At 66.5% G+C, this 20,920-nt stretch carries 18 protein-coding genes and 2 tRNA genes; 2 read left to right on the top strand and 18 right to left on the bottom strand.

Going from position 1 to position 20,920, the window contains the following annotated elements; genetic code table 11:
* Nucleotides 1-1,116 (top strand): FUSC family protein, encoded by a 1,116-nt coding sequence (locus QNN99_RS05690; protein WP_229965440.1) that lies wholly within the window; start codon nucleotides 1-3, stop codon nucleotides 1,114-1,116.
* On the opposite strand, the gene QNN99_RS05685 is transcribed toward QNN99_RS05690, so the two are convergent.
* Both QNN99_RS05685 and QNN99_RS05680 read right to left on the bottom strand, forming a co-directional pair.
* On the bottom strand, nucleotides 1,117-2,208 hold the full coding sequence (locus QNN99_RS05685; protein WP_229965439.1) for an App1 family protein phosphatidate phosphatase: 1,092 nt from the start codon (nucleotides 2,206-2,208) through the stop codon (nucleotides 1,117-1,119).
* A 106-nt stretch (nucleotides 2,209-2,314) separates the two neighbouring features.
* On the bottom strand, nucleotides 2,315-3,388 hold the full coding sequence (locus tag QNN99_RS05680) for a fatty acid desaturase family protein (RefSeq protein ID WP_229965438.1): 1,074 nt from the start codon (nucleotides 3,386-3,388) through the stop codon (nucleotides 2,315-2,317).
* A 465-nt stretch (nucleotides 3,389-3,853) separates the two neighbouring features.
* Here QNN99_RS05680 and QNN99_RS05675 point away from each other — a divergent pair, with 465 nt between their 5' ends.
* Nucleotides 3,854-4,567 (top strand): lysoplasmalogenase family protein, encoded by a 714-nt coding sequence (locus QNN99_RS05675; RefSeq protein ID WP_229965437.1) that lies wholly within the window; start codon nucleotides 3,854-3,856, stop codon nucleotides 4,565-4,567.
* A 170-nt stretch (nucleotides 4,568-4,737) separates the two neighbouring features.
* On the opposite strand, the gene QNN99_RS05670 is transcribed toward QNN99_RS05675, so the two are convergent.
* The 16 genes from QNN99_RS05670 to QNN99_RS05595 all read right to left on the bottom strand — a co-directional run bounded on the left by QNN99_RS05670 (nucleotide 4,738) and on the right by QNN99_RS05595 (nucleotide 20,889).
* Nucleotides 4,738-5,247, bottom strand: a complete 510-nt coding sequence (locus QNN99_RS05670; RefSeq protein ID WP_229965436.1) for a hypothetical protein — start codon at nucleotides 5,245-5,247, stop codon at nucleotides 4,738-4,740.
* On the bottom strand, nucleotides 5,244-5,978 hold the full coding sequence (locus QNN99_RS05665) for a hypothetical protein (protein WP_229965435.1): 735 nt from the start codon (nucleotides 5,976-5,978) through the stop codon (nucleotides 5,244-5,246). Before QNN99_RS05665 ends, QNN99_RS05670 begins: the two co-directional genes overlap by 4 nt.
* 314 nt (nucleotides 5,979-6,292) lie before the next feature.
* Nucleotides 6,293-8,137, bottom strand: a complete 1,845-nt coding sequence (nhaA, locus tag QNN99_RS05660) for a Na+/H+ antiporter NhaA (protein WP_229965434.1) — start codon at nucleotides 8,135-8,137, stop codon at nucleotides 6,293-6,295.
* A 96-nt stretch (nucleotides 8,138-8,233) separates the two neighbouring features.
* Nucleotides 8,234-8,309, bottom strand: a tRNA-Ala gene (locus QNN99_RS05655).
* 93 nt (nucleotides 8,310-8,402) lie between these two features.
* Nucleotides 8,403-8,478: transfer RNA gene (locus QNN99_RS05650), tRNA-Ala, on the bottom strand.
* Nucleotides 8,479-8,661: 183 nt separating this feature from the next.
* A complete protein-coding gene (locus tag QNN99_RS05645) occupies nucleotides 8,662-9,339 on the bottom strand; it encodes a histidine phosphatase family protein (RefSeq protein ID WP_229965775.1) in 678 nt (225 codons plus the stop codon).
* Between the two features lie 18 nt (nucleotides 9,340-9,357).
* The gene (gene rsfS, locus QNN99_RS05640; protein WP_229965433.1) at nucleotides 9,358-9,747 is read right to left on the bottom strand and encodes a ribosome silencing factor; all 390 of its coding nucleotides are present in this window, start codon (nucleotides 9,745-9,747) and stop codon (nucleotides 9,358-9,360) included.
* A 28-nt stretch (nucleotides 9,748-9,775) separates the two neighbouring features.
* Entirely contained in the window at nucleotides 9,776-10,897 is a 1,122-nt protein-coding gene (locus tag QNN99_RS05635; protein WP_229965432.1) for a hypothetical protein, read from the bottom strand.
* A gap of 25 nt (nucleotides 10,898-10,922) precedes the next feature.
* Entirely contained in the window at nucleotides 10,923-11,582 is a 660-nt protein-coding gene (gene nadD / locus QNN99_RS05630) for a nicotinate-nucleotide adenylyltransferase (RefSeq protein ID WP_269439157.1), read from the bottom strand.
* Nucleotides 11,583-11,610: 28 nt separating this feature from the next.
* The gene (locus tag QNN99_RS05625; RefSeq protein WP_229965431.1) at nucleotides 11,611-11,850 is read right to left on the bottom strand and encodes a hypothetical protein; all 240 of its coding nucleotides are present in this window, start codon (nucleotides 11,848-11,850) and stop codon (nucleotides 11,611-11,613) included.
* A 140-nt stretch (nucleotides 11,851-11,990) separates the two neighbouring features.
* Nucleotides 11,991-13,310: a glutamate-5-semialdehyde dehydrogenase gene (locus QNN99_RS05620; protein ID WP_229965430.1), complete on the bottom strand. Its 1,320-nt coding sequence runs from the start codon at nucleotides 13,308-13,310 to the stop codon at nucleotides 11,991-11,993.
* Nucleotides 13,307-14,560: a glutamate 5-kinase gene (proB, locus tag QNN99_RS05615; protein ID WP_229965429.1), complete on the bottom strand. Its 1,254-nt coding sequence runs from the start codon at nucleotides 14,558-14,560 to the stop codon at nucleotides 13,307-13,309. Before proB ends, QNN99_RS05620 begins: the two co-directional genes overlap by 4 nt.
* 52 nt (nucleotides 14,561-14,612) lie before the next feature.
* On the bottom strand, nucleotides 14,613-16,187 hold the full coding sequence (obgE, locus tag QNN99_RS05610) for a GTPase ObgE (protein WP_229965428.1): 1,575 nt from the start codon (nucleotides 16,185-16,187) through the stop codon (nucleotides 14,613-14,615).
* A gap of 106 nt (nucleotides 16,188-16,293) precedes the next feature.
* Complete coding sequence (rpmA, locus tag QNN99_RS05605) at nucleotides 16,294-16,557, bottom strand: 50S ribosomal protein L27 (protein ID WP_104053918.1); 264 nt, start codon at nucleotides 16,555-16,557, stop codon at nucleotides 16,294-16,296.
* 91 nt (nucleotides 16,558-16,648) lie between these two features.
* On the bottom strand, nucleotides 16,649-16,960 hold the full coding sequence (gene rplU, locus QNN99_RS05600; protein WP_104053917.1) for a 50S ribosomal protein L21: 312 nt from the start codon (nucleotides 16,958-16,960) through the stop codon (nucleotides 16,649-16,651).
* Nucleotides 16,961-17,292: 332 nt separating this feature from the next.
* Nucleotides 17,293-20,889 carry an Rne/Rng family ribonuclease gene (locus tag QNN99_RS05595; RefSeq protein WP_229965427.1) on the bottom strand — a complete coding sequence of 1,199 codons (3,597 nt, stop codon included), beginning with the start codon at nucleotides 20,887-20,889 and terminating at the stop codon, nucleotides 17,293-17,295.
* Nucleotides 20,890-20,920 lie beyond the last annotated feature (31 nt).

Below are 20,920 nucleotides of genomic sequence, written 5' to 3'. Positions count from 1 at the left end.
ATGCCTACCACGACGGATAATCTCTTTCGCAAGACCGGAAGGCTGCTGCGCCCGTCCCTGTCGTCCGTCGCCGGCCAGGTCAGGGGCATGCTGCACTACACGCGCATTCAGTTGGCCGTCAAGGCTGCCCTGGCCGTCGGTATCGCGTGGACGCTGGCCCCCCTCGTGCCCGGCGTCGCTGCCCAGTATCCGTATTACGCACCGCTGGGTGCGCTGGTCAGCATGTATCCGACGGTGTTCGGCTCGGCGAAGGCCGGGTTCCAGACCCTGATCGGGCTGGTGGTCGGAATGGCACTGGCCCTCATCGCCCTGCTGTTCGGCGGCCCCTCGGTGTGGACCATTGCGCTGATTGTTGGGGTGGGCGTGCTGCTTGCCGGCATCCCCAAGCTCGGTGCGGGGCGGGAGTACCTGCCCATGGCGGCCCTCTTTGTGCTGGTGATGGGCGGAGACGACCCGGACGGTTATTCCACGGGCTACGCGGTGCAAATGCTTGTGGGAGTGGCGGTGGGACTGACCGTGAACGCCGCCATCTTCCCTCCGCTGCACCTCAGCGGCGCAGTCAACGGCTTGAAGTCCCTGCGGCTGTCCCTGGCCCGCCAGCTCAAGGAGATGGGCGCCGCCATCTCCGAAACCTGGCCGCCCGAGCACGAGGCATGGTCCAACCGCCGGACCGAGCTCATCGCATTCAGCAAGGAGGTGCGGGAGTCGGTCCAGCTGGCCGAGACCAGCCACCGCGGCAATCCCCGCCGCCGCCGCCACGGGCGCGACCTCAGCGCGGATTACGAGGCCCTGCGGGCCATGGAACGGGTGACGCTGTATGTGGAGGACATGACCGAGGTCCTCGCCACCGCCATCTGGACCAGTCCGCAAGACATGCCGGTTCCGGCCGAGCTGGCAGAACCGCTCTCCGAGGCCATGACGGCCTGCGGAGAGGCGGTGGAAACCTGGGATGCGGACAGCGAGGAACACACTCAGGCGCGGGACGCCGTCCGGCGGCTGCAGATCGAGATGAACACTGCCGCCTCCCCGGACAGCCCGGTGGACGTGACCGCTTCGCTAGCCATGAGCATGCGCCGGATCCTGCGCACGATCCGGGCCGAAGAGGAGCACCAGTAACTAGCCGGCGGCGGGCAGAATGCCCAGTTCCGTAAGCTGCCGCGCCATCCCCGCGCCGTCGGGCGCATAGATCCACGGAATGTCCGACGGCGCCTCCCCCGCCCGTGAAGTGGAGCGGCCGCCGGCGAGGACAGCCTCACCGGCCGAGAGCTGCCGGATGGCGACGGCCCGCACGTTTTCCGGATGCTGCTTGGCGAAGGCCGCGTAGATGGCTTCGTCGTGCTGCCCGTTGTCGCCGATCAGCAGCCACTTGATGTGCGGAAATTCCTTCGCCAGGCGCTCCAGCTGCGTCTTCTTGTGCTCGGGGCCGCTGCGGAACCAGCGGTCCCGGGTGGGGCCCCAATCGGTCAGCAGCAGCGGCCCGGCCGGATAGAGGTTGCGGGTGATGAAGCGGGTCAGCGTCGCCGCCACGTTCCAGGCGCCGGTGGACAGGTACAGGACGGGGCTGCCGGGATTCTCCCGGGCCAGGCGGTCCATCATCACGGCCATGCCGGGTGTCGGGGTCCGGGCATGCTCATCCAGCACGAAGGTGTTCCAAGCGGCCAGGAAGGGACGCGGCAGCGCGGTCACCATGACGGTGTCGTCTATGTCTGAGACCACCCCCACGGTAGCAGCGGGATCCACGATGTACACGGGTGCGACGGCGGCCTCGGAGTCTTCCGAGCGGAGCGTGACGGAAGTCCAGCCGGGAGCCAGCTGCGCGGGGATGACCACGTCGACAACACCGCCGCGGTCCGCCGTCACCGAATAGCTGTCGTCACCAATCTCCACGGTCACTTTTGCGCTGTTGATGGGCGGGCTCATGAAGTTGCGCCACCCGCGGATGCCGTCCCGGATGACCTGGGCGCCGGCGGAGTTCCCACCGGACACGGCCTGGCCGGGCTTTGCGAGGATCACCCGGCCCAGCACCCGGACCCATTCAGTGGTGCCGTAGCCGGTGAAGGGCAGCATGGTCTGCACTTCACCGCGTTTCCGGGCCCGGCCCTCCCGGTAGGTGTGCAGGGAATCTTCAAGCCGCATGCCGATGTGGCTGGCCTGTTCCTTGACGGGTCGGGTCTGGGCGGACGGTGAGTCTGAAGGTGTCGGCAACATGTCTCCAGTGTGTCAGATACACCCGCCGGGACAGCAAAAAGCCGGCAGCACCGTCGGAACGGTGCTGCCGGCTTCTTGCGGCGGTACTGCTTACAGGCGGTGCTGCTTACAGGCGGCGCTGGGCAGTCATGGGGCAGTCGAACGGATCCCGGGCCGAGAGGCCAACCTCGTTGAGGTAACGGACCACAATGCCGTAGGACTGCGTCAGCGTGGTTTCCGTGTAGGGAATCTTGTGCTCGGCACAGTAGTCCTTGACGATCTCCGAGGCGCGGGCCAGGTGCGGCCGGGGCATATTCGGGAACAGGTGGTGCTCAATCTGGTAGTTGAGTCCTCCCATGAGCGTGTTCATGCCTGTGCCCTTGATGTTCCGCGAGGTCAGGACCTGGCGGGAGAGGAAGTCCACCTTGGAGTCCTTGGGGATGATCGGCATGCCCTTGTGGTTCGGGGCGAAGGAAGCACCCATGTACACGCCGAAGACGGCGAGCTGGACGCCGATGAAGGCGAAGGCCATTCCGACCGGCAGGAAGAAGAACACCGCTGCGACGTACAGGCCCAGGCGCAGGAACACCATGGACAGCTCGGTGAAGCGGCCCTTGACCTGCTTGTTGGCGAACAGGTGCTTGATGGACGTGGCGTGCAGGTTGATCCCCTCGAGCGTCAGCAGCGGGAAGAACAGCCAGCCCTGGCGGCGGGCAAACCAAGCCATGAAGCCCTTTTGCCGTGCGGCCTGCTCCGGCAGGAACGAGATGGTGTCCATGTCGATGTCCGGATCCTTGCCCACCGTGTTGGGGTTGGCATGGTGCCGGCTGTGCTTGTTCATCCACCACTGGTAACTGATGCCGACGACGGCGTTGGCCACGAAGCGTCCGGCGCGGTCGTTCGCGGGTCCGGACTCGAACACCTGGCGGTGCGCGGCCTCATGGGCAATGAACGCCATCTGTGTCAGCAGCACGCCCAGCGCAGCGGCGATCAGCAGTTGGAACCAGCTCTCGCCAATAAGGAAGAACCCGGTTCCGGCGGCAACAAGGCCGGCACAGAGAAAAACAAACGTCGTGATGTAGAAGGAGCGGCGCCGCTTCAGCAGCCCTTCCTCACGAACAGCCTTCAGCAGCCCTGAATAGGTGCTGACGACGGAATTGGTGCGGGTCTTCGGTGCAGCTGGTTGTGCAGTTGTGCTCATGCGGCCCTCGGGGGTTTCTTCGACTTCCCAGCCGACGGTATACGAGCAATGCTGCTCTGCAGATACCCCAGCCTAACCCGGTTGTCTGGAAAAACCATGTGACAGCCCTCCCGCATGCCAGGGCTCCGGCTCTCCCACCGACGTGATTCCACGTGATCTGCGGCTGATCTGCGGCAAAAGAAGCTACTATCCGGTGCATGTCCCGGCATCCGGAAAACCGGCGGGAAGCACCTAGACGAAGGACCGGCGATGACCCGTTCACGCGGCACGCAGCCAGCCGCTGCCCTTGACCTCAGCGGCGCGTCCGTTCGCGGACTTCCTCTCGGTGCGGGGCCGGCTGGACCCGGACCGGATCTTCAGCAACGACTATTTGGACAGGGTGCTGGCGTAACGGCAGGGCGCGCCGCACTGCGCTGTTGGCCCGTCAATCGATAGATTGGGCTCCCATCAACTCGAAGGAATACCGTGACTCCGCCCGCCCGTGACCAGACCGCTGCCCTGCCCCGTGCTCTTCCCCGCTACCGGTATTTGAGTTTCCTTCCGTTTGCCGCGGTTTCGGCGGTCCACATCGGCGCCCGCGCCCTCGGTGCCGATGAGATTGCGGAGCCGACCAAGCTTGCGCTGATGCCCCTGCTGGCCGCCGCAGCATTGTGGGGCGGCCGCGGCTTCCTGCGGGGCACGCCTGCTCTGTTGCTGCTTGCGGCCCTGCTCTTTTCCTGGCTGGGCGACGGCGCCGGCACGTTCTTCCCCTTCGCGCCGGAGCTGCCGGTCATGCTCGGTTCGTTTGGCCTCGCGCATCTCTGCTACATCTGGCTGCTGGGCCGATACACCGCTGTGGGACCGTTTCCCGGGTGGAGCCTGGCCTATGCGGCGTGGTGGCTGCTGATGCTGCTGGTGCTGTGGCCAACGCTGGGCGGATTGACTCTCGCCGTGGCCGCCTACGGGCTGGTGCTCGCCGGGACCGCGGCAACGGCAGCGCGGTGCCGTCCAATGGTGGCGGTCGGCGGGCTGCTGTTCCTTGCTTCCGACACAGTCCTGGCCCTGCGCATTTTCATGCCCGACGCGATGCCGGAGTGGTCCAATCCCCTCGTCATGCTGACCTACTGCGCCGGGCAGGGACTCCTTGTCGCCGGGGTGCTCCGCGGCGCGGTTCCGCACGGCCCGGCCACCGGCCGCTGACGCCGGGCCACCGCCCGCTTATTCGAGGTCTGGTCTCGGAGGCTGCGCTGCAGGCGGCACGACCGTGGTGGTGACAATGATGGTATTTGTGGCCGGAGATGAGGTGTTTTCCATATCCATGCGCGCGGCGAAAGCACTATCCCTCCCCGGGTGGAGAACACGAGACCTGACTACGAGGAGTCACCCGTTCCGTTCCAGCCGTCCATAAAGGCCTGCCTGAACGTCCTCGGTCTCTCGTTGGGCTGCTTCATCGGCGGCTGATTGCGGGCGTGTACGGCACCCTGTGGCGCGCCAGACTCCAAAGGAAGTGATGCACGCAGCGGCGGAAGCAGGGCCTCTTCACGTTTGATAAGCTCGATCGCTGCGGCCACCGGCGTGCTGTGGGTCAGGCTTGCCGAGATTCGGTCAAACTCCGCCAGCCCGTAGTCTCCCAGTGGGAAGCTCACAAAAATCTGGTGGTGCATGCCGCCCTCGTGCTTTGTCTCGCCACGGGTCAAAATGAGCTCCGCGCCGCCGCCCGTCACTGTCGCCTTCCCCTTGCTGCCGATAAGGGCATTGACGTGCTCAAGCAAGATTTCAGGGGCTTCGGGATGCAGCTCTCGCACCAGCTTGTTCAGAAGGATCCGGTTCTCGTTCACCTTGAAAACGTAGACCTTCCACCAGACACTGACCTCGTTCATGAAAGGCGCTCCCTCTGCAGCTCAACAAGTGCTTCGGCCTCGTAGGCCAGGCGAGTAACTTCACGGACACGATAGTCAACGTCCACTTGGGTGCTTGCGGCTGTCACTTCCGTTGCCGGCTGGATGCCGTAGGCCCCGCCAAGCTGGGCGAGCCGATCAAAGCTCGCCCGCTCAACTGACTTGATGCGCTCCTGGTTGGCCTGCTCCAGCTTCACCAGTTCCAGGGACTTCATGGCGTCGTTCAGCCGGGTTATGGCCTTGTCGATGCGGGCCAGATTGCCGGAGGTCTTCTTTGCCTGGGCCGAGACTCTTTCTTCGGAGGGCGCCAACCTCTTGCGGATGGCCTCGACCCCTTGCCGCAGGCGCTCTGCGGTGCCGGCCAGCTCGGCAACCTGACGTGACTCTGCGTGATTCGCCTCCCCCGCCGTCAGGAAGTGATCCCGGCGCCGGACAAACCTGGATTCGACATCTAGCAGATGCAGGACCTGTCCGTTAATCCTCGACGCTTCAGCTCTTGCGAGTGCATCCTCTGCCGCCGCTGCCGTACGGACTTCTTCAAGATGCTTCAGCGCCAGATGGGGGTTCGAGCGTGCTTCCTCCCGCTTACGGAACTCTTCACGCTCTGCCTCAACGCGTCTTTTGGCTTCCTGGCGATCCCAGTCATCCTGAATGCGTTGTTCCCGTTCGCGCTCCCGGGCATCACCATCTGACATCAGGTCGTCAAGGCCCATGACTGCTCCCCATTTCTCGTTCCTGCTGAACAGTACCAACATACGTCCCGCCTATTGACGTTCGCTCGGGCCGCCGCAGATCAGGCAGAAGTCGTGGTTCGCGTCCCCCTCGTCGTCATAAATGCAGTGGTCATTGGGTGACTTGGGGCATTTTTATCCGCCCAGGACCAGCTCTGAGGGGTTTAGGTAGAGGAGCTTTCCGAGCTCGACGCAGACGGCTTCGTCAGCGGCTTCGATGCGGGACTTGAGGTCCTCCGGTGAAGCGACAAGGTCATCATCAACCCGATGAAGAACTCAGGCCGGTCATCGTGCCGTCATTGTGCCGCAGATCCTTCCAGGGCACGAATCAGGGACGGCGCATCATAGGGCCCGTAATGCCGCACGGAACCGATAAAGAAGGTGGGAGTCGAATGCAGGTCCATGAATTCCGCGTCCAGCGCGTCATCTTCGACCCGGTTCGCCGCGGGGCCTGACTGCAGATCTCTGCGGAACAATTCGCCGTCGAGCCCCAGTTCCAGGGCGTAGGTTATGAGGTCGTCGGGTTCCAGCTGATCCTGCCGGCGGAACAACAGCCGGCCGTACTCTCTGAAGGATCCCTGCCGGTCCGCAGCTTCGCTGGCGCGTGCCGCCTCCACGGCATGGGGATGCACGCGGGTCAGCGGCAGGTGCCGCCAGACGTAGACCAGCCGCGGACCAAAATGCTCCAGCACCTCGTCAATGGAGCCAGTGGCCCGTGAGCAGAACGGACATTCAAAGTCCCCGTACTCCACCAGCTGGAGCGGTGCATCCGGATTGCCGCGGAAGTGGTCGCGGGCCGGGTCGAAGCCGCGGACCAGGAACCGCCCGACTGTCGACGCCGGTTGCAGCCGGTCGACCAGCCGGAACCACGCCCAGGCGAGCAGGAAGGCCAGAACCGAAGCCGAGAGAACCCCCACCCGGGCTTCGGCCTGGAGCCGTTCATCCTCGACGGCGAGATCCACGATGAACAGGGAAATGGTGAATCCGATGCCGCACAGGGCCGCTCCCCCGCCCACCCGGGCCAGAGTCAGCCCGGGCGCCAGCTGGCCCGCACCGGTCCGGCGCAGCAGCGCAGTGGCAGCAGTGATGCCCAGCGTTTTGCCGACCACCAGCGCGATGATGATTCCCCAGGTCAGCCGGGACTGCCAGGCGGCCGCGAGCGTGGCACCGTCCAGCAGCACGCCGGCGTTGGCCAGGGCAAAAAGCGGCAGGATCAGGAAGGAAACGTACGGGGCGTAGGTGCCCTGGAGCCGTTCGTTGATCGAAATGGACTCCTTCAGGCTCCGGGCAGTCGCGGCTGCATACTCCGGCGTCGGCGACTGCCGGAACGCCCGGGCCAGCTCTTCGGTGCGTTCCACCTGCGGGCGGCGCGGCGGAAAGACCGGGATCATCAGCGCGATGGCAACACCGGCCAGGGTGGCGTGCACCCCGGAGGCGTAGGTGGCGGCCCACGTCAGGAGGCTGAGCACCGTGTAGGCGGGGCCACGGCCGGTGGGAAGGAACCGGACCAGGGCCACCAGCACCAGCAGGACGACAGCCGTCAGCAGGGGCAGCAGCTCCAGTCCGGAGGTGTAGAACACAGCGATGGCTGCCAGCGCGCCGATGTCATCCACCACGGCCAGGGTCAACAGGAACACCCGAAGCCTGCCGGGAAAGCGGGGGCCGACGACAGCCAGTGCCCCCACCAGGAACGCCGTGTCGGTGGAGATCACCGCACCCCACACCGTCGCGTTTTCCCCGGAAGGATTCAGCGCCAGGAAGATCCCCGCTGGCACCAGCAGTCCCGCCAGCGCCGCCGCCACCGGCACCACGGCACGCGAGCGGTCAGTCAGCTCACCGACCGCGAACTCCCGTTTCACCTCCAGTCCGACGGTGAAAAAGAAGAACGCCATCAACGCATCGTTCACGATGTCGTGAAGGGTCATCTCGAGGTCCAGCCCGCCCACTCGCAGATCGACGGCGGTGTCCCAGAACTCGCCGTAGGTCGCCCCGAACGGCAGGTTTGCCCAGAGCAGCGCAAGCACGGTGAAGGCCAGCAAAAGTGCCGCGGAGATCTTTTCCATGTCAGCGCGCGCCGGGCCGGCAGCGAACCCAAATCGGAACCGGCCGGCGGGGTTGGAGCAGTTCAGCCATTCCTGCATTCTGAGGCAGTGCCCGCGCTGCTGGCTAGGGGGAACGGGCCGGCACAGCAAAACACCGGCCCCCGCAAGGGGAACCGGTGTTTCTCATCAATTCATTGGTGGAGCTGAGGGGATTCGAACCCCTGACCCCCTGCATGCCATGCAGGTGCGCTACCAGCTGCGCCACAGCCCCAATTCAGTTGTTTTCCATCATTCATCATCAGTGCTCCCGGAAGAATTCCGGAAGGAAAAGATGAACATAAACCCTGCCTGCGCAGGAGCTTATTGGTGGAGCTGAGGGGATTCGAACCCCTGACCCCCTGCATGCCATGCAGGTGCGCTACCAGCTGCGCCACAGCCCCAATAAACTGTTTCAACTATGCCCGAATCGGCGGATTTTGTATCCCCCGGGCCGAAGCAACTCCTCTACTTTAGTACAGAAATAACCGAGTGCAAAATCGAACCACACGGGTGGAATTCGAGCGGGCCGGAGGATGCCCCCGGCCCGGCCCCATCCTTCCAGCGGGCTCATCCTTCCACCGGACTCATCCTTCCAGCGGGCCGCTGGGGAGGGCGTCCAACCCCACATTGTGCTGTGCCAGATTCCAGCGTGCACCGCCGGCCGCTGCATCGCGCTCTTCGAGGATCGACCAGTGGGTATTCGAGACTCCGCTGATGACGGTCCACGATTCCGTGGGCAGGCCCAGCAGGGCGCAGATTCCGGCCCGGATGGCCCCGCCGTGGCTGACCGCCACCAGCGTGGCGCCGGGTTCCATGGCGTCGGCGGCTTCCGTGACGGCCTGCGCCACGCGGCGGCCGACGTCCACACGGCTTTCACCGCCGCCGGCCCGCACATCGCCGTCGCCGGCCGCCCAGCCGGCCTGCTCCTGCGGGAACCGGGCGGCGATGTCAGCGAAATACAGTCCCTCCCATGACCCGGCAAAGGTTTCCCGCAGGCGCGGATCGGTGCTGATCGGTTTCCCGGTGGCCTCCGCCAGTGCCCGGCCGGTGGCCAGGGCCCGGCTGAGGTCCGAGGAGACAATCACATCCGGGTGCAGATGACGCAGCACCGCGGCCGCCGCCACTGCCTGGTGCGCTCCGGACGGATCCAGGGCGATGTCCTGCTGGCCCTGGAACCTTCCGGCGCGGTTCCACTCCGTGCGTCCGTGCCGCCAGAAGACAACACGTTTGCCGGTACGGGCCGGATCCCAGCCAGCGGACATAGTCACAGGCGGCAGGTGCTACTCGGCGTCGGGGGTTGCGGGAGCTGCATCTTTGATCTGCAGGTCGATTGCCGGGCAATCTTTCCACAGGCGTTCCAGGGCGTAGAAGACGCGGTCTTCCTCGTGCTGGACGTGCACCACAACATTGGCGTAGTCGAGCAGGACCCAACGGCCCTCGCTGCGGCCTTCGCGGCGGACGGGCTTGAGGCCCTTCTTCGCCAGCTCCTCCTCGATGCCGTCCACGATGGAGTTGACCTGGCGCTCGTTGGAAGCCGAGGCGATCAGGAACACGTCGGTGATGGCGAGGCGTTCGCTGACGTCAATGGCAACGATGTCGTTTGCCAGCTTGCCGGACGCTGCCTGGGCGGCCACCCGTGCAATGTCGATGGATGATTCGGTGGCGCTCAAAGTGTCTCCTTGTTTAACATCAGCTGCCTTAGCCGCCGACGATTATTGCTACTGAGATGGCCAGGGCAATCACGCCCAGACCACCAATTCCCAACGATACAAAACGCAGTCGCCGGGTACGGCCGAGTCCGGCCGTCATTACGTCCAACGGGTCAAGCCCGAAAGCGCTTCGTGCACCGACGGGCTTGACGCCCTCGGCAGGATCCAGGGGCGCGATGACCAGGGCATCCGCCCGGGCCAGGATGCGCGAGGGCCGTACGTCGGTGGACCCCGACGGCCGGCGTACCTCAAAGCGTTTGTCGCCGGCGCGGGGAGTTCCCTGCGCCGGTGCGGGGACCTCACGGCCGGCTTGCTTCGAGGTGTTTGAGGTGACGATGGGTATATGGGAGGTGGGCGGACGCCGCATGACAGGGCGGTCAGTGCCTGGTACCCGGTCGAACTCCAAGGGGGTGACCATCGCCAGGTTGTGCGCGGTGGACGGGTCGTTGGACAAGGGCTTGCGCTGCTCGTTTTCCGGCGACAGCCGCTGCATGCTCTGAGTGCGCCGGTTCAGCACCGCGGCACGGTCTGCCAGCGCCTTTTGCTGGGCCAGCAGCTCCAGATCGACGGCCTGCGGGTCCTCTGCCTGGATGGCCTCCATGGCTGCCACCTGGTTGCGGGCCTGCTCGTGCAGCGCTTCCCGGGCCACGAGGGCCTGTTCGACGGTCATGCCGGCAACATCGGAATTCGGATCTTCAACCGTTTCAGCGCCCTTTGCCACAGCAACGACGGGGAGGCCGCGGGCCGGACTTTCCTCCGCACGACGACGCCGGTCACGGCGCCCGCCTTCCCGCACCGGGTGCAGGCTGGCGGGAGGCGCATCCACCGCAGGAGCGCCGGCCGGAGCCGGGTCCTCCGGCGCAGTGCCTCCGCCCGCGGCGCCGGCGGCACGCTGCTGCTGGAGCCTCAGCTGGCGGCGGGTGGGCGGATTCGCGGCGTCGTCGGAACGCGCCTGCTTGTCCGTCAGAGCCTTGTATGCGCTCATGGCCTCGCGGTCCCCGGCCCGCTGCTGGGATTCCCGCTCGCGGGGCCCGGCAGCGGCGTCCGCCGGCACGTCATCCGCGCGGCGGCTGCGGCGCGCTGCGTCTGCGGACTCTGGACCGTTTGTCATTTCCTACCCATCCGGTTTCGTTTGGTTATGCTACGGGTTCTTGCGTGGGGGCTGGGGACTGCTGTGCGTGCCGAAGTTCAGCTTCATAGAGCCCGTGCTTGGCGATGTACTGGACGACGCCGTCCGGCACGAGATACCAGACCGGTTCCCCGTCGGCCACCCGCTCCCGGCAATCAGTGGAGGAGATGGCCATGGCCGGTACCTCCAGCAGGCTGACATCATCGCGGCCCATGTTTTCCAGGACATGTCCGGGACGGGTGACCCCCACAAAGTGGGCCAGCGACCACAGCTCCTGAATGTCTTTCCAGGAGAGGATCTGTGCCATGGCATCGGCGCCGGTGATGAAGAACAGTTCCGCTTCCGGACGTGCTGCCCGCAGGTCACGGAGGGTGTCGATGGTGTAGGTCGGACCCGGGCGGTCAATATCGACGCGGCTGACGGTGAACCGGGGGTTCGACGCCGTCGCAATCACCGTCATCAGGTAGCGGTGCTCCGGCGGGCTGACCTCCCGGGCCGACTTGTGCCAGGGCTCCCCCGTCGGCACGAAAACCACTTCGTCCAGGTCGAAGACCGAAGCCACCTCACTGGCGGCCACAAGGTGGCCGTGGTGAATGGGGTCGAAGGTTCCGCCCATCACGCCCAGGCGCAGCGGCCGGGCGTGCGGCTGAGGCTGTGCCGCCGACAAGTTGGTTTCTCCTGATTCCACGGAGGAATCAGCCCTCGATGCCCTGGCCGTGGTCGTGCTTATTGGGGAACTGGCGCTGCGGATCGACATACTCCGGCGTCGCCTCGTGGCGGTGGCCCAGGCTCTGGAAGGAGACGGTGGCAAGCATCAGGGCCAGCAGGGCACCCATGATGATGACGGCGTACATGATCGGAGGCATCGGAATCGACACGTGTGCCTCGGCCGTCTCACTGGCAGCAAGTACAGCACTGGAAAGCTGGATCAGCATGGATCTCCCCTAGAGAGCTATGAGTTATTAACCCGCCGGCATGGCTGACGGAGTCGTGGTTTCCTTCAAGTCTACGCGTAAGCGCAGAGGGGCTGAACCCGCGCACCCGGGAGTGCCGCGGACCCATCCCCGTGGCCGCCTCAGATGCGGATCTGCCCGTCACCCTGAACGATCCATTTGGTGGTGGTCAGCTCCCGCAGCCCCATGGGGCCGCGGGCGTGCATCTTCTGGGTGGAGATTCCCACCTCGGCCCCCAGCCCCAGCTCGCCGCCGTCGGTAAACCGGGTGGACGCGTTCACGATGACGGCTGCCGAGTCGATCTCGGCGATGAAGCGTTCCGCATTGGCCAGGTCGTTGGTGATGATCGCCTCGGTGTGCCCGGTGGTCCAGCGGCGGATGTGGTCCAGCGCCTCGTCCAAGTCATCGACCATCGCCACGGCCAGGTCCAGGTCCATGTACTCGCGCCCCCAGTCCTCGTCCCCGGCGGCCTGCGCCTCGACTCCGGCGGGAAGGGCGGCCAGCACCCGCTCATCGGCGTGCAGGCGTACCCCGGCCGCGGCCAAGGCGGCCAGGACGTCGGCGGTGGCCTCCGCGTCGCGGTGCACCAGCAGGGTTTCCACCGTGTTGCAGACGCTGGGCCGCTGGGTCTTGGCATTCAGGAGGATGTCCACCGCCATCTCCACCGGCGCGCTGCTGTCCAGATAGATATGGACGTTGCCTTCGCCTGTTTCGATCACCGGAACGGCGGCATTGGCCACCACTGTCTGGATCAGGTCCCGGCCGCCGCGCGGAATGAGGACATCCACCTTGCCGCGGGCCTTCATCAGCGCGTTGGCGCCGGCGCGGCCGTACGCGTCCACCCCCTGCACGGCGTCGGCGGGCAGCCCGACGGCGTCCAGGGAATCCCGGATGATGTCCACCAGGACGGCATTGGTCTGCGCCGCGGCACTGCCGCCGCGCAGGAGCACAGCGTTGCCGCTTTTCAGGGCGAGGCCGGCAATATCGACAGTGACGTTGGGCCGGGCTTCATAGATGGCTGCCACCACGCCCATGGGCACGTGCACCTGGCGCAGGCGCAGGCCGTTGGGCAGGGTCTGGCCGCGGGCAACGGAGCCCACCGGATCGGGCAGGCCGGCCAGCATTTCCAGCGCTGCTGCCAGTGCGTCAATCCGTTCCGGTGTCAGGGTGAGGCGGTCCAGCAGCGCCGCGGAGGTTCCCTTCTCCCGGCCCGCGGCAGTGTCTTTGGCGTTGGCCGTCAGGATCAGGTCCCGCTTGGCCACGATGTTCCTGCCGATTTCCAGCAGTCCGCGGTCCTTCCATGCCCGGTTGGCGCGGGCCAGGATCCGGGAAGCGGTCCGGGCGCGGTCGGCGGCGGTGTGCACACCGGCTTCGGCTTCCGCCGCCGCGGTGTCGGCCGGGGCGGCTGATGTGTCGGTAACTGATGTCTTCACGGCGCTCATGCTCCCAGTGTATTGAGGGTCTGCGGGGTTGCAACGGAGGAACCCGCAGCGGCAGCGGACGCGGCGGAGGCCTGCCCGCCGTCCTGCAGGACCACCAGGTCGTTGACGTGCACCACTGCCCGTTCATAGGCGCGGCCCAGTTCCTTGGACAGTTCACGGGTGGACCGGCCGAGCATCTGCGGCAGTTCGTCCGACCCGTAGTTGGTCAGCCCGTGGGCAATGACAGCTCCGTTGGTGCCGGCAACGGCGACCGGATCCCCGGGCTCGAAATGGCCCTCCACGGACACGATGCCCGCCGGCAGCAGTGAGCGGCGGCGGTCCGCAACCGCCCTGGCGGCGCCGTCGTCGACCACGAGTGTGCCTTGGAGCCGGGCCACGTGCGCCAGCCACAGCAGGCGCATGGACTGGCGGCGGCCGCGGCCGGTGAACCAGGTTCCCACGTCCTCCCCCGCCAGCGCTGCGGCGGCGTTCGCCGTGGACGTCACCAGGGCGGGGATGCCGGATTCGGCGGCGATGGTGGCGGCCTCGACCTTGGTGGCCATGCCCCCGGTGCCCACGCCGGCCCGGCCCACCTTGCCGATGCGCACGTCCTCGAGGTCCTTCTGTCCGGTCACTTCCGGGATGCGGACGGCGCCCTCCGAGGGCGGACCGTCGTACAGGGCGTCGACGTCGGAGAGCAGGATCAGCGCGTCGGCCTTCACCAGGTGCGCCACCAGCGCGGCCAGGCGGTCGTTGTCGCCGAAGCGGATTTCGTGGCTGGCCACCGTGTCGTTTTCGTTCACGATGGGCACGACGCCGAAGTTCAGCAGCCGCTCCATGGCCCGGTGGGCGTTGGCGTGGTGGGTGCGGCGCATCAGGTCTTCGATGGTGAGCAGGACCTGGCTGACCGTGACGCCGTGTTTGCCGAAGGCTTCGGTGTACCTGGCCATCAGAAGGCCCTGCCCCACTGAGGCTGCGGCCTGCTGGGAGGAAAGCTGGGTGGGGCGCTTGGACAGCCCCAGGGGTGCCAGGCCGGCGGAAATCGCGCCGGAGGACACCAGGATAATTTCGGTGCCCTGCGCGTGGCGGGCGGCGAGGACATCCGACAGGCCGGTCAGGGCCTCGTCGGAGATGCCTCCGGCCACTGAGGTTAGGGAAGAGGATCCCACTTTGACGACGATCCGCTGTGCGCGGGCGAGGCCGGAGCGTGAGCGGAGCGCCCGCTTGGGCGCGGGGACAGGGCGGGGGGATGCTGTGTTTTTTTCAGTCATGTCCCCACCACCCTATGCGTATCCCCGCACCCGGGCGGGTTGTGTTAAGCCGCTATTCGCCGTCTTTGGGTGCTGCCGGCGGATTGTGCTTATAGTTCACGGATTCAGTCCAGATTCCGGCCCGACGTTCCGTTTCCAGCTCTGCGCGGGCTGCGGCGCGGGCGTCCCGGCGCTTCTGGTGGTCCTCGCGCTTTTCCTCACGGGTGGGGCGGGAGAAGTCTTCGATCCGGATATCCGAGCCGCGCGGCGAAGCGGCCAGCAGTTCGGCGCCGCCGATCATGGTCGGCTCCCAGTCGAAGACGACGCCGTCGCCCTCACCGATCACCACGGCGTCACCGGCATGGGCACCGGCCTTGAAGAGCTTGTCTTCAATGCCGAGCTTGGCCAGGCGGTCGGCCAGGTAGCCCACGGCCTCGTCGTTGGTGAAGTCGGTCTGGGCAACCCAGCGCACCGGCTTGTCGCCCAGGACGCGGAACAGCGGTTCCATGTTGCGCTCTTCGCGGCGAATGGTGAAGCCGCCCTTGTGGTCGGCGTTGCGGACGCGCAGCGTCGGGGTCTTGACCCGCGGCGGTGCGGCCTTCACTGCGGTGCGGGCATCGCGGACAATCTCGGCCATGGCGTATCCCAGGGCCTTCAGTCCTTCGTGGCTGGACGCGGAAACCTCGAAGACGCGGTAGCCGCGCTTCTCCAGCTCCGGGCGGACAAATTCGGCCATGTCACGGCCGTCGGGGACGTCCACCTTGTTCAGGGCCACCAGGCGCGGCCGCTTGTTCAGCGGCACAACGTCACCGTCAGTGCCGGCGAAGCTCATGTCGACGGTGTACTTGTCGAGCTCTTTTTCAATGATGTCGAGGTCACCCAGCGGATCGCGCTCGGTCTCCAGGGCGGCGCAGTCCAGCACGTGCACCAGGGCGGCGCAGCGCTCCACGTGGCGCAGGAAGTTGTGGCCCAGGCCCTTGCCCTCGGAGGCGCCTTCGATGAGGCCCGGAACGTCGGCAACGGTGAAGCGGACGTCGCCGGCTTCCACCACGCCCAGGTTCGGGATCAGGGTGGTGAAGGGGTAGTCGGCGATCTTCGGCCGGGCCGCGGACATGGCGGCGATCAGCGAGGACTTGCCGGCGGACGGGAAGCCAACCAAGGCAATGTCGGCGATGGATTTGAGTTCCAGGACGATGTCCCGCTCGTCCCCGGGCACGCCCAGCAGGGCAAAGCCGGGAGCCTTGCGCTTCTGGGATGACAGCGAGGAGTTACCCAGGCCGCCCTGGCCGCCGGCGGCCGCAATGTACTCGGCTCCTTCGCCGACGAGGTCGGCAAGAACTTCGCCGTCCTTGTTCTTGACCACGGTGCCGTCCGGAACCGGCAGGATCAGCGTTTCGCCGGTCTTGCCGTTGCGCCAGTCGCCCATGCCGTTGCCGCCGTTGGTGGCGTGGCGGTGCGGGACGTGGTGGTAGTCGAGCAGGGTGGTTGCGCTGGAGTCAACGCGGAGGATGACGTCGCCGCCGTCGCCGCCGTTGCCGCCGTCGGGACCGCCCAGGGGCTTGAACTTCTCACGCTTTACGGACACGCAACCATGGCCGCCTGTACCGCCCGAAACATGCAGTACTACACGGTCTACAAAGCTGGCCATGGTTCTCCTTCAGGGAATTTTTTGTTCATGCCGATTCTACTCGGCTTAAAAGACGACGGGGCGGGCCATCAAGGCCCGCCCCGTCGGAAAAGCTATTTGCCGGTGATTACTCGGCGGCTGCAGCAGCCACGATGTTCACGACGCGGCGGCCGCGACGGCTGCCGAATTCAACTGCGCCCGCTTCGAGAGCGAACAGGGTGTCGTCGCCTCCGCGGCCAACGCCCTCACCCGGATGGAAGTGGGTGCCACGCTGGCGGACGATGATTTCGCCTGCCTTGACAACCTGGCCGCCGAAACGCTTTACGCCGAGGTACTGGGCGTTGGAGTCGCGACCGTTGCGAGTGGAACTCGCACCTTTCTTATGTGCCATTTTCTACTGCCTGCCTTTGCTAACTGATTATGAAACTCAGGGGGCGGGATGCTTCCCGCGTTCCCGGCTCCTGATGGAGCCGGCACGAGAATCAGGAGTTGATGGACGTAACCTTGACCTTGGTGAGCGAGGAGCGGTAGCCCTGACGCTTCTTGTAACCGGTCTTGTTCTTGAACTTCTGGATGACAATCTTCGGACCCCGAAAATTCTCAACGATCTCTGCCGTCACGGTGACCTTAGCCAGGTCCTGTGCGGAAGAGGTGACCTGGTCGCCATCAACCAATAGCAGGGCGGGCAGCTCAAAGGTGCTGCCGGCTCCACCGGGGACGCGGTCCAGGGTTACGAGGTCTCCGACGGAAACCTTTTCTTGGCGGCCGCCAGCGCGGACAATCGCGTACACCACTTGGGAACTCACTTCTCTCGACGTTTAATACTTGGATGCGCATTTAGCTGGGCTGGATATGTGCCCGCCTTGCGCCATGCAGTCACGCCCTGTATCCGATAAACGGTTGGAAGGCGTTCGCACCGAAGTTCAAGGTTACGCTACGTAACCGACAACCCGCAAATGCTGGGTTTCCCGGGGCGGACACCCCTTTCGGGGCGTTACTGCTCTCGCTCTACTTTATAGCATTTCCGGCGGCTTCGTGGCCTCCCGGCAGAAGAGGAGGCGGCCACCCCCTGTTGCGGGGATGGCCGCCTCCTCTTTTAGCACTGCTGAGCGGGCTTCCGAGCCGGTTAGAGCTCCGAAGCCGGGACGCCGACGCCCAGGATCACGGGCGCACTGCCGGCGGACTCACGACGCTTCTCCTGCTTCTGGGCAGCTGCCGGCGCCGCCGCGTGGCGGACGGCCACCGGCGCAGCCGCAGGCTCGGTACCGCCCGTCTGGATGGCATCCGCTCCCGCTGCTCCCTGCGGGCTGCCGGCGGCACGGCGGCGGCGCGGCGTCCGAACCGGAGCTGCGGCAGCCTGCCGGTCAGCCACCGGCGCGGCGGACCCTACCGGTGCGGCAGCCGGCGGCTGGACGGCTGCCGGGGCTTCCGGGGCTTCCGCGGCCGGTTCCGGGCTGCTGTGGGCCGGCGCGGCCTGCAGCGGTGCTGCCTGCACGTTCCGGGCAGCGGCGCTGCTTCGCCGCGAACGACGGGGTGCCGTGCGGGCAGCCTGCGGCTCATTCCGCGCGTCGGCGGACCGAACCGGCTCCTGCCGGGCTTCCGGTGCATTCCGGCCTTCCGGTGCGGCGGCTGCGGCCACCTCGTTGAAGGCCTCGGTGAGGCTTTCCAGGGTGAAGCGGGACTCCTCCTGCGCCGGCGCGCGGCGGTCCCGGCGCGGAACCACGACGGTTTCGCCCTGGATCTGCAGCACGGTGCCCGCATCGGTTGCACCATCTTCGGGGGCCGGTGCTGCCGACGGCGCTTCGGCGGCCGAAACCTCCGATGCCGGCTTGGAACCGCCGGGAGCCCGCTCGCCCGCCTCGACGGCGTCGTGGGCGGCAGCCGTTGCGGCCGCTATGGTGGCCAGCGCCGCACGTGCCGCCTCGGCCTTGGCCTTGGCCTGCCGCTCGGCGTCGGTGTTGCCCGCTTCCTCGGTTTTTGCGGGCTCCTCGGCAGCCGCCGCAACAGCCTGCTGCGGGGCACCCTGGCCCCGGCTGCGGTTACGCTTGCGGTCGCCGCGGGACTGCTTTTCCTGCCTCAAGTGCTGCTGGTGATTCTCCTCAGACACCGCATGCGCCACCACGCCGTTCCCGGTGCTGCCGTTGTGGCTGGTGCTGCGGCGGTGCTCCACCGGAACCTCATGGGTGATGACGCCGCGGCCGGCACAGGCCTCGCACTCCTCCCCGAAGACTTCGAGCAGTCCGGTGCCCATCCGCTTGCGGGTCATCTGGACCAGGCCCAGGGACGTTACTTCGGCAACCTGGTGCTTGGTCCGGTCGCGGCCCAGGCACTCAACCAGGCGGCGCAGGACCAGGTCCCGGTTGGCTTCAAGGACCATATCGATGAAGTCGATGACGATGATGCCGCCAATGTCGCGCAGCCGCAGCTGGCGGACAACTTCCTCGGCTGCCTCAAGGTTGTTCTTGGTGACGGTTTCTTCGAGGTTGCCGCCGCTGCCGGTGAACTTGCCGGTGTTGACGTCCACCACCGTCATGGCTTCGGTGCGGTCGATGACCAGCGAGCCGCCCGAGGGCAGGAAGACCTTGCGGTCCAGTGCCTTGGCGATCTGCTCGTCGATGCGGCTCTCAGCGAAGATGTCTTCGTCCTTGGTCCACTTCTCCAGGCGGCCCACCAGGTCGGGCGCCACGTAGGTGACATAGGCCTCAATGGTGTCCCAGGCCTCTTCGCCCGAAACGATCAGCTTGGAGAAGTCCTCGTTGAAGACGTCCCGGACCACCTTGATGGTCAGGTCCGGTTCGCCGTAGAGAAGCTCAGGCGCCAGGGTCTTGGTGGACTTCGCCTTGGCATCAATGGTTTCCCACTGCGCCCGGAGCCGGTTGATGTCATTCATCAGCTCCTCTTCGGACGCGCCTTCGGCGGCCGTGCGCACAATCACGCCGGCATCCTGGGGCAGGTGGTCCTTGAGGATCTTCTTCAGCCGGTTGCGCTCGACGTCGGGCAGCTTGCGGGAGATGCCCGTCATGGAACCGCCCGGAACGTAGACCAAGTAGCGTCCCGGCAGCGAGATCTGGCTGGTCAGGCGCGCGCCCTTGTGGCCCACCGGATCCTTGGTGACCTGCACGAGGACAGAGTCGCCGGATTTCAGCGCCAGTTCGATGCGGCGCGGCTGGCCGTCGAGGCCGGCGGCGTCCCAGTTGACCTCACCGGCATACAGCACGGCGTTGCGGCCGCGTCCAATGTCGACGAAGGCAGCTTCCATGCTCGGCAGCACGTTCTGGACCTTGCCGACATACACGTTGCCAATCAGGGAGTCCTGTTGGGTGTTGGAGACGAAGTGCTCGGCGAGGACACCGTCTTCCAGTACACCGATCTGGATCCTGTCGTCACGCTGGCGGACGATCATCTGCCGGTCGACGGACTCGCGCCGGGCCAGGAACTCGGCCTCGGTGATGACATGGCGGCGGCGGCCGGACTCGCGGGACTCGCGGCGGCGCTGCTTCTTGGCTTCAAGGCGGGTGGAACCCTTGACGCTGGTGACGCGGTCCGAGACGGGTGCTTCAGCGTGCGCACGCGGCGCACGGACGCGGGTCACCGTGTTGGGCGGATCGTCATCGGCTCCGCCGGTCAGCTCAAGGTCTGCATCGCCGCGGCGGCGACGGCGACGACGGCGTGAGGTCACGCCCTCGGCGGTGTCCGGTCCGGCTGCGGCTTCCTCAGGGGCAGCCTCCTGCTCGGAGTCCGCGCCGGCCGCATTCGGGGATTCGCTGCGGGTGCGGTTGCGCCCGCGGCGGCTGCGGCGCCGGCTGCGGTTTGCGTCTTCGGTGGAATCCTCGTCCTCTTCGGCGTCCTCGCCGGCCTCCGGCACGGGAACCGCACGGACCGAGGTCAGATCCGGTGCGTGGAAGAGCGGCAAGGCCGGAATGGCAAAGGGGTTCAGGCTGGAAAGCTCCTCGGCTTCCTCTGCTTCCTCCGCCACCGGCGCCGGCGCTGCGAGCGTGTCTTCCCGTGCAGGGGCTTCCGCGGCGGCGTTCTCGGCCGGGGCCGATGCCTCCGGTGCCTTTTCCGCTGCGGCCTTGGCCGGGCGGCGGCGGGTGCGCGTCTTCGGAACAGTCTTGGTTTCGGCTGCTTCCGGGGCGGCAACTTCTTCCGGCGCGTCAGCGACGGCCGCTTCGGCCGGAACAGCTGCGGTTTCGGCCGAAGCGGCCTCCGGAGTTTCGGCCTCCGGCGCTTCCGCTGCCTTCTTGGCAGGGGCACGACGACGGCGGACGGCCTTCACCGGTGCCGCTTCGGCAGGGGTCTCGTTCTCTGAAGCCGGGGCTTCAGCAGGGGCTTCCTCGGCTGCCGGGGACAACACGTCAGCGGCAGTTTCCCCTGCTGCCGTGCCTGCGGCCGCGGAGGCAGCGGCACCGGCCGGAACGGTCTTGCGGCGGGAGGCCCGCACGCGCTTCGGCTTTTCGGCGGCGTCAGCAGCAGGCGCTTCGGCGGCGGGCGCTTCTGCGGCCGCCGTCGTATCGGCGGTGTTCGCGGCCGTCGTCGTGCCGGCGGTCCCGGCGGAACTTTCGGCTGGTGCAGAAGCAGCCACCGACTTGCGGCGGCTGCGGGTGGCCCGCTTGGCGGGCGCTTTGGTCTCGCTGGAATCTCCAACCTGCGCGGAGTTTGCCTCCGGCGCTGATTCCGCGGGTTCTTTACTGGCTGCTAGGTCATTATTCAGTGCATCACTCATAAAATGCTTCGCTCCGGCCCCTGCGGCACTG

The sequence above is a fragment of the Arthrobacter sp. zg.Y820 genome (assembly GCF_030125555.1).
Lineage (GTDB): Bacteria > Actinomycetota > Actinomycetes > Actinomycetales > Micrococcaceae > Arthrobacter_B.
This window is presented reverse-complemented; position numbering and strand designations above follow the sequence as displayed.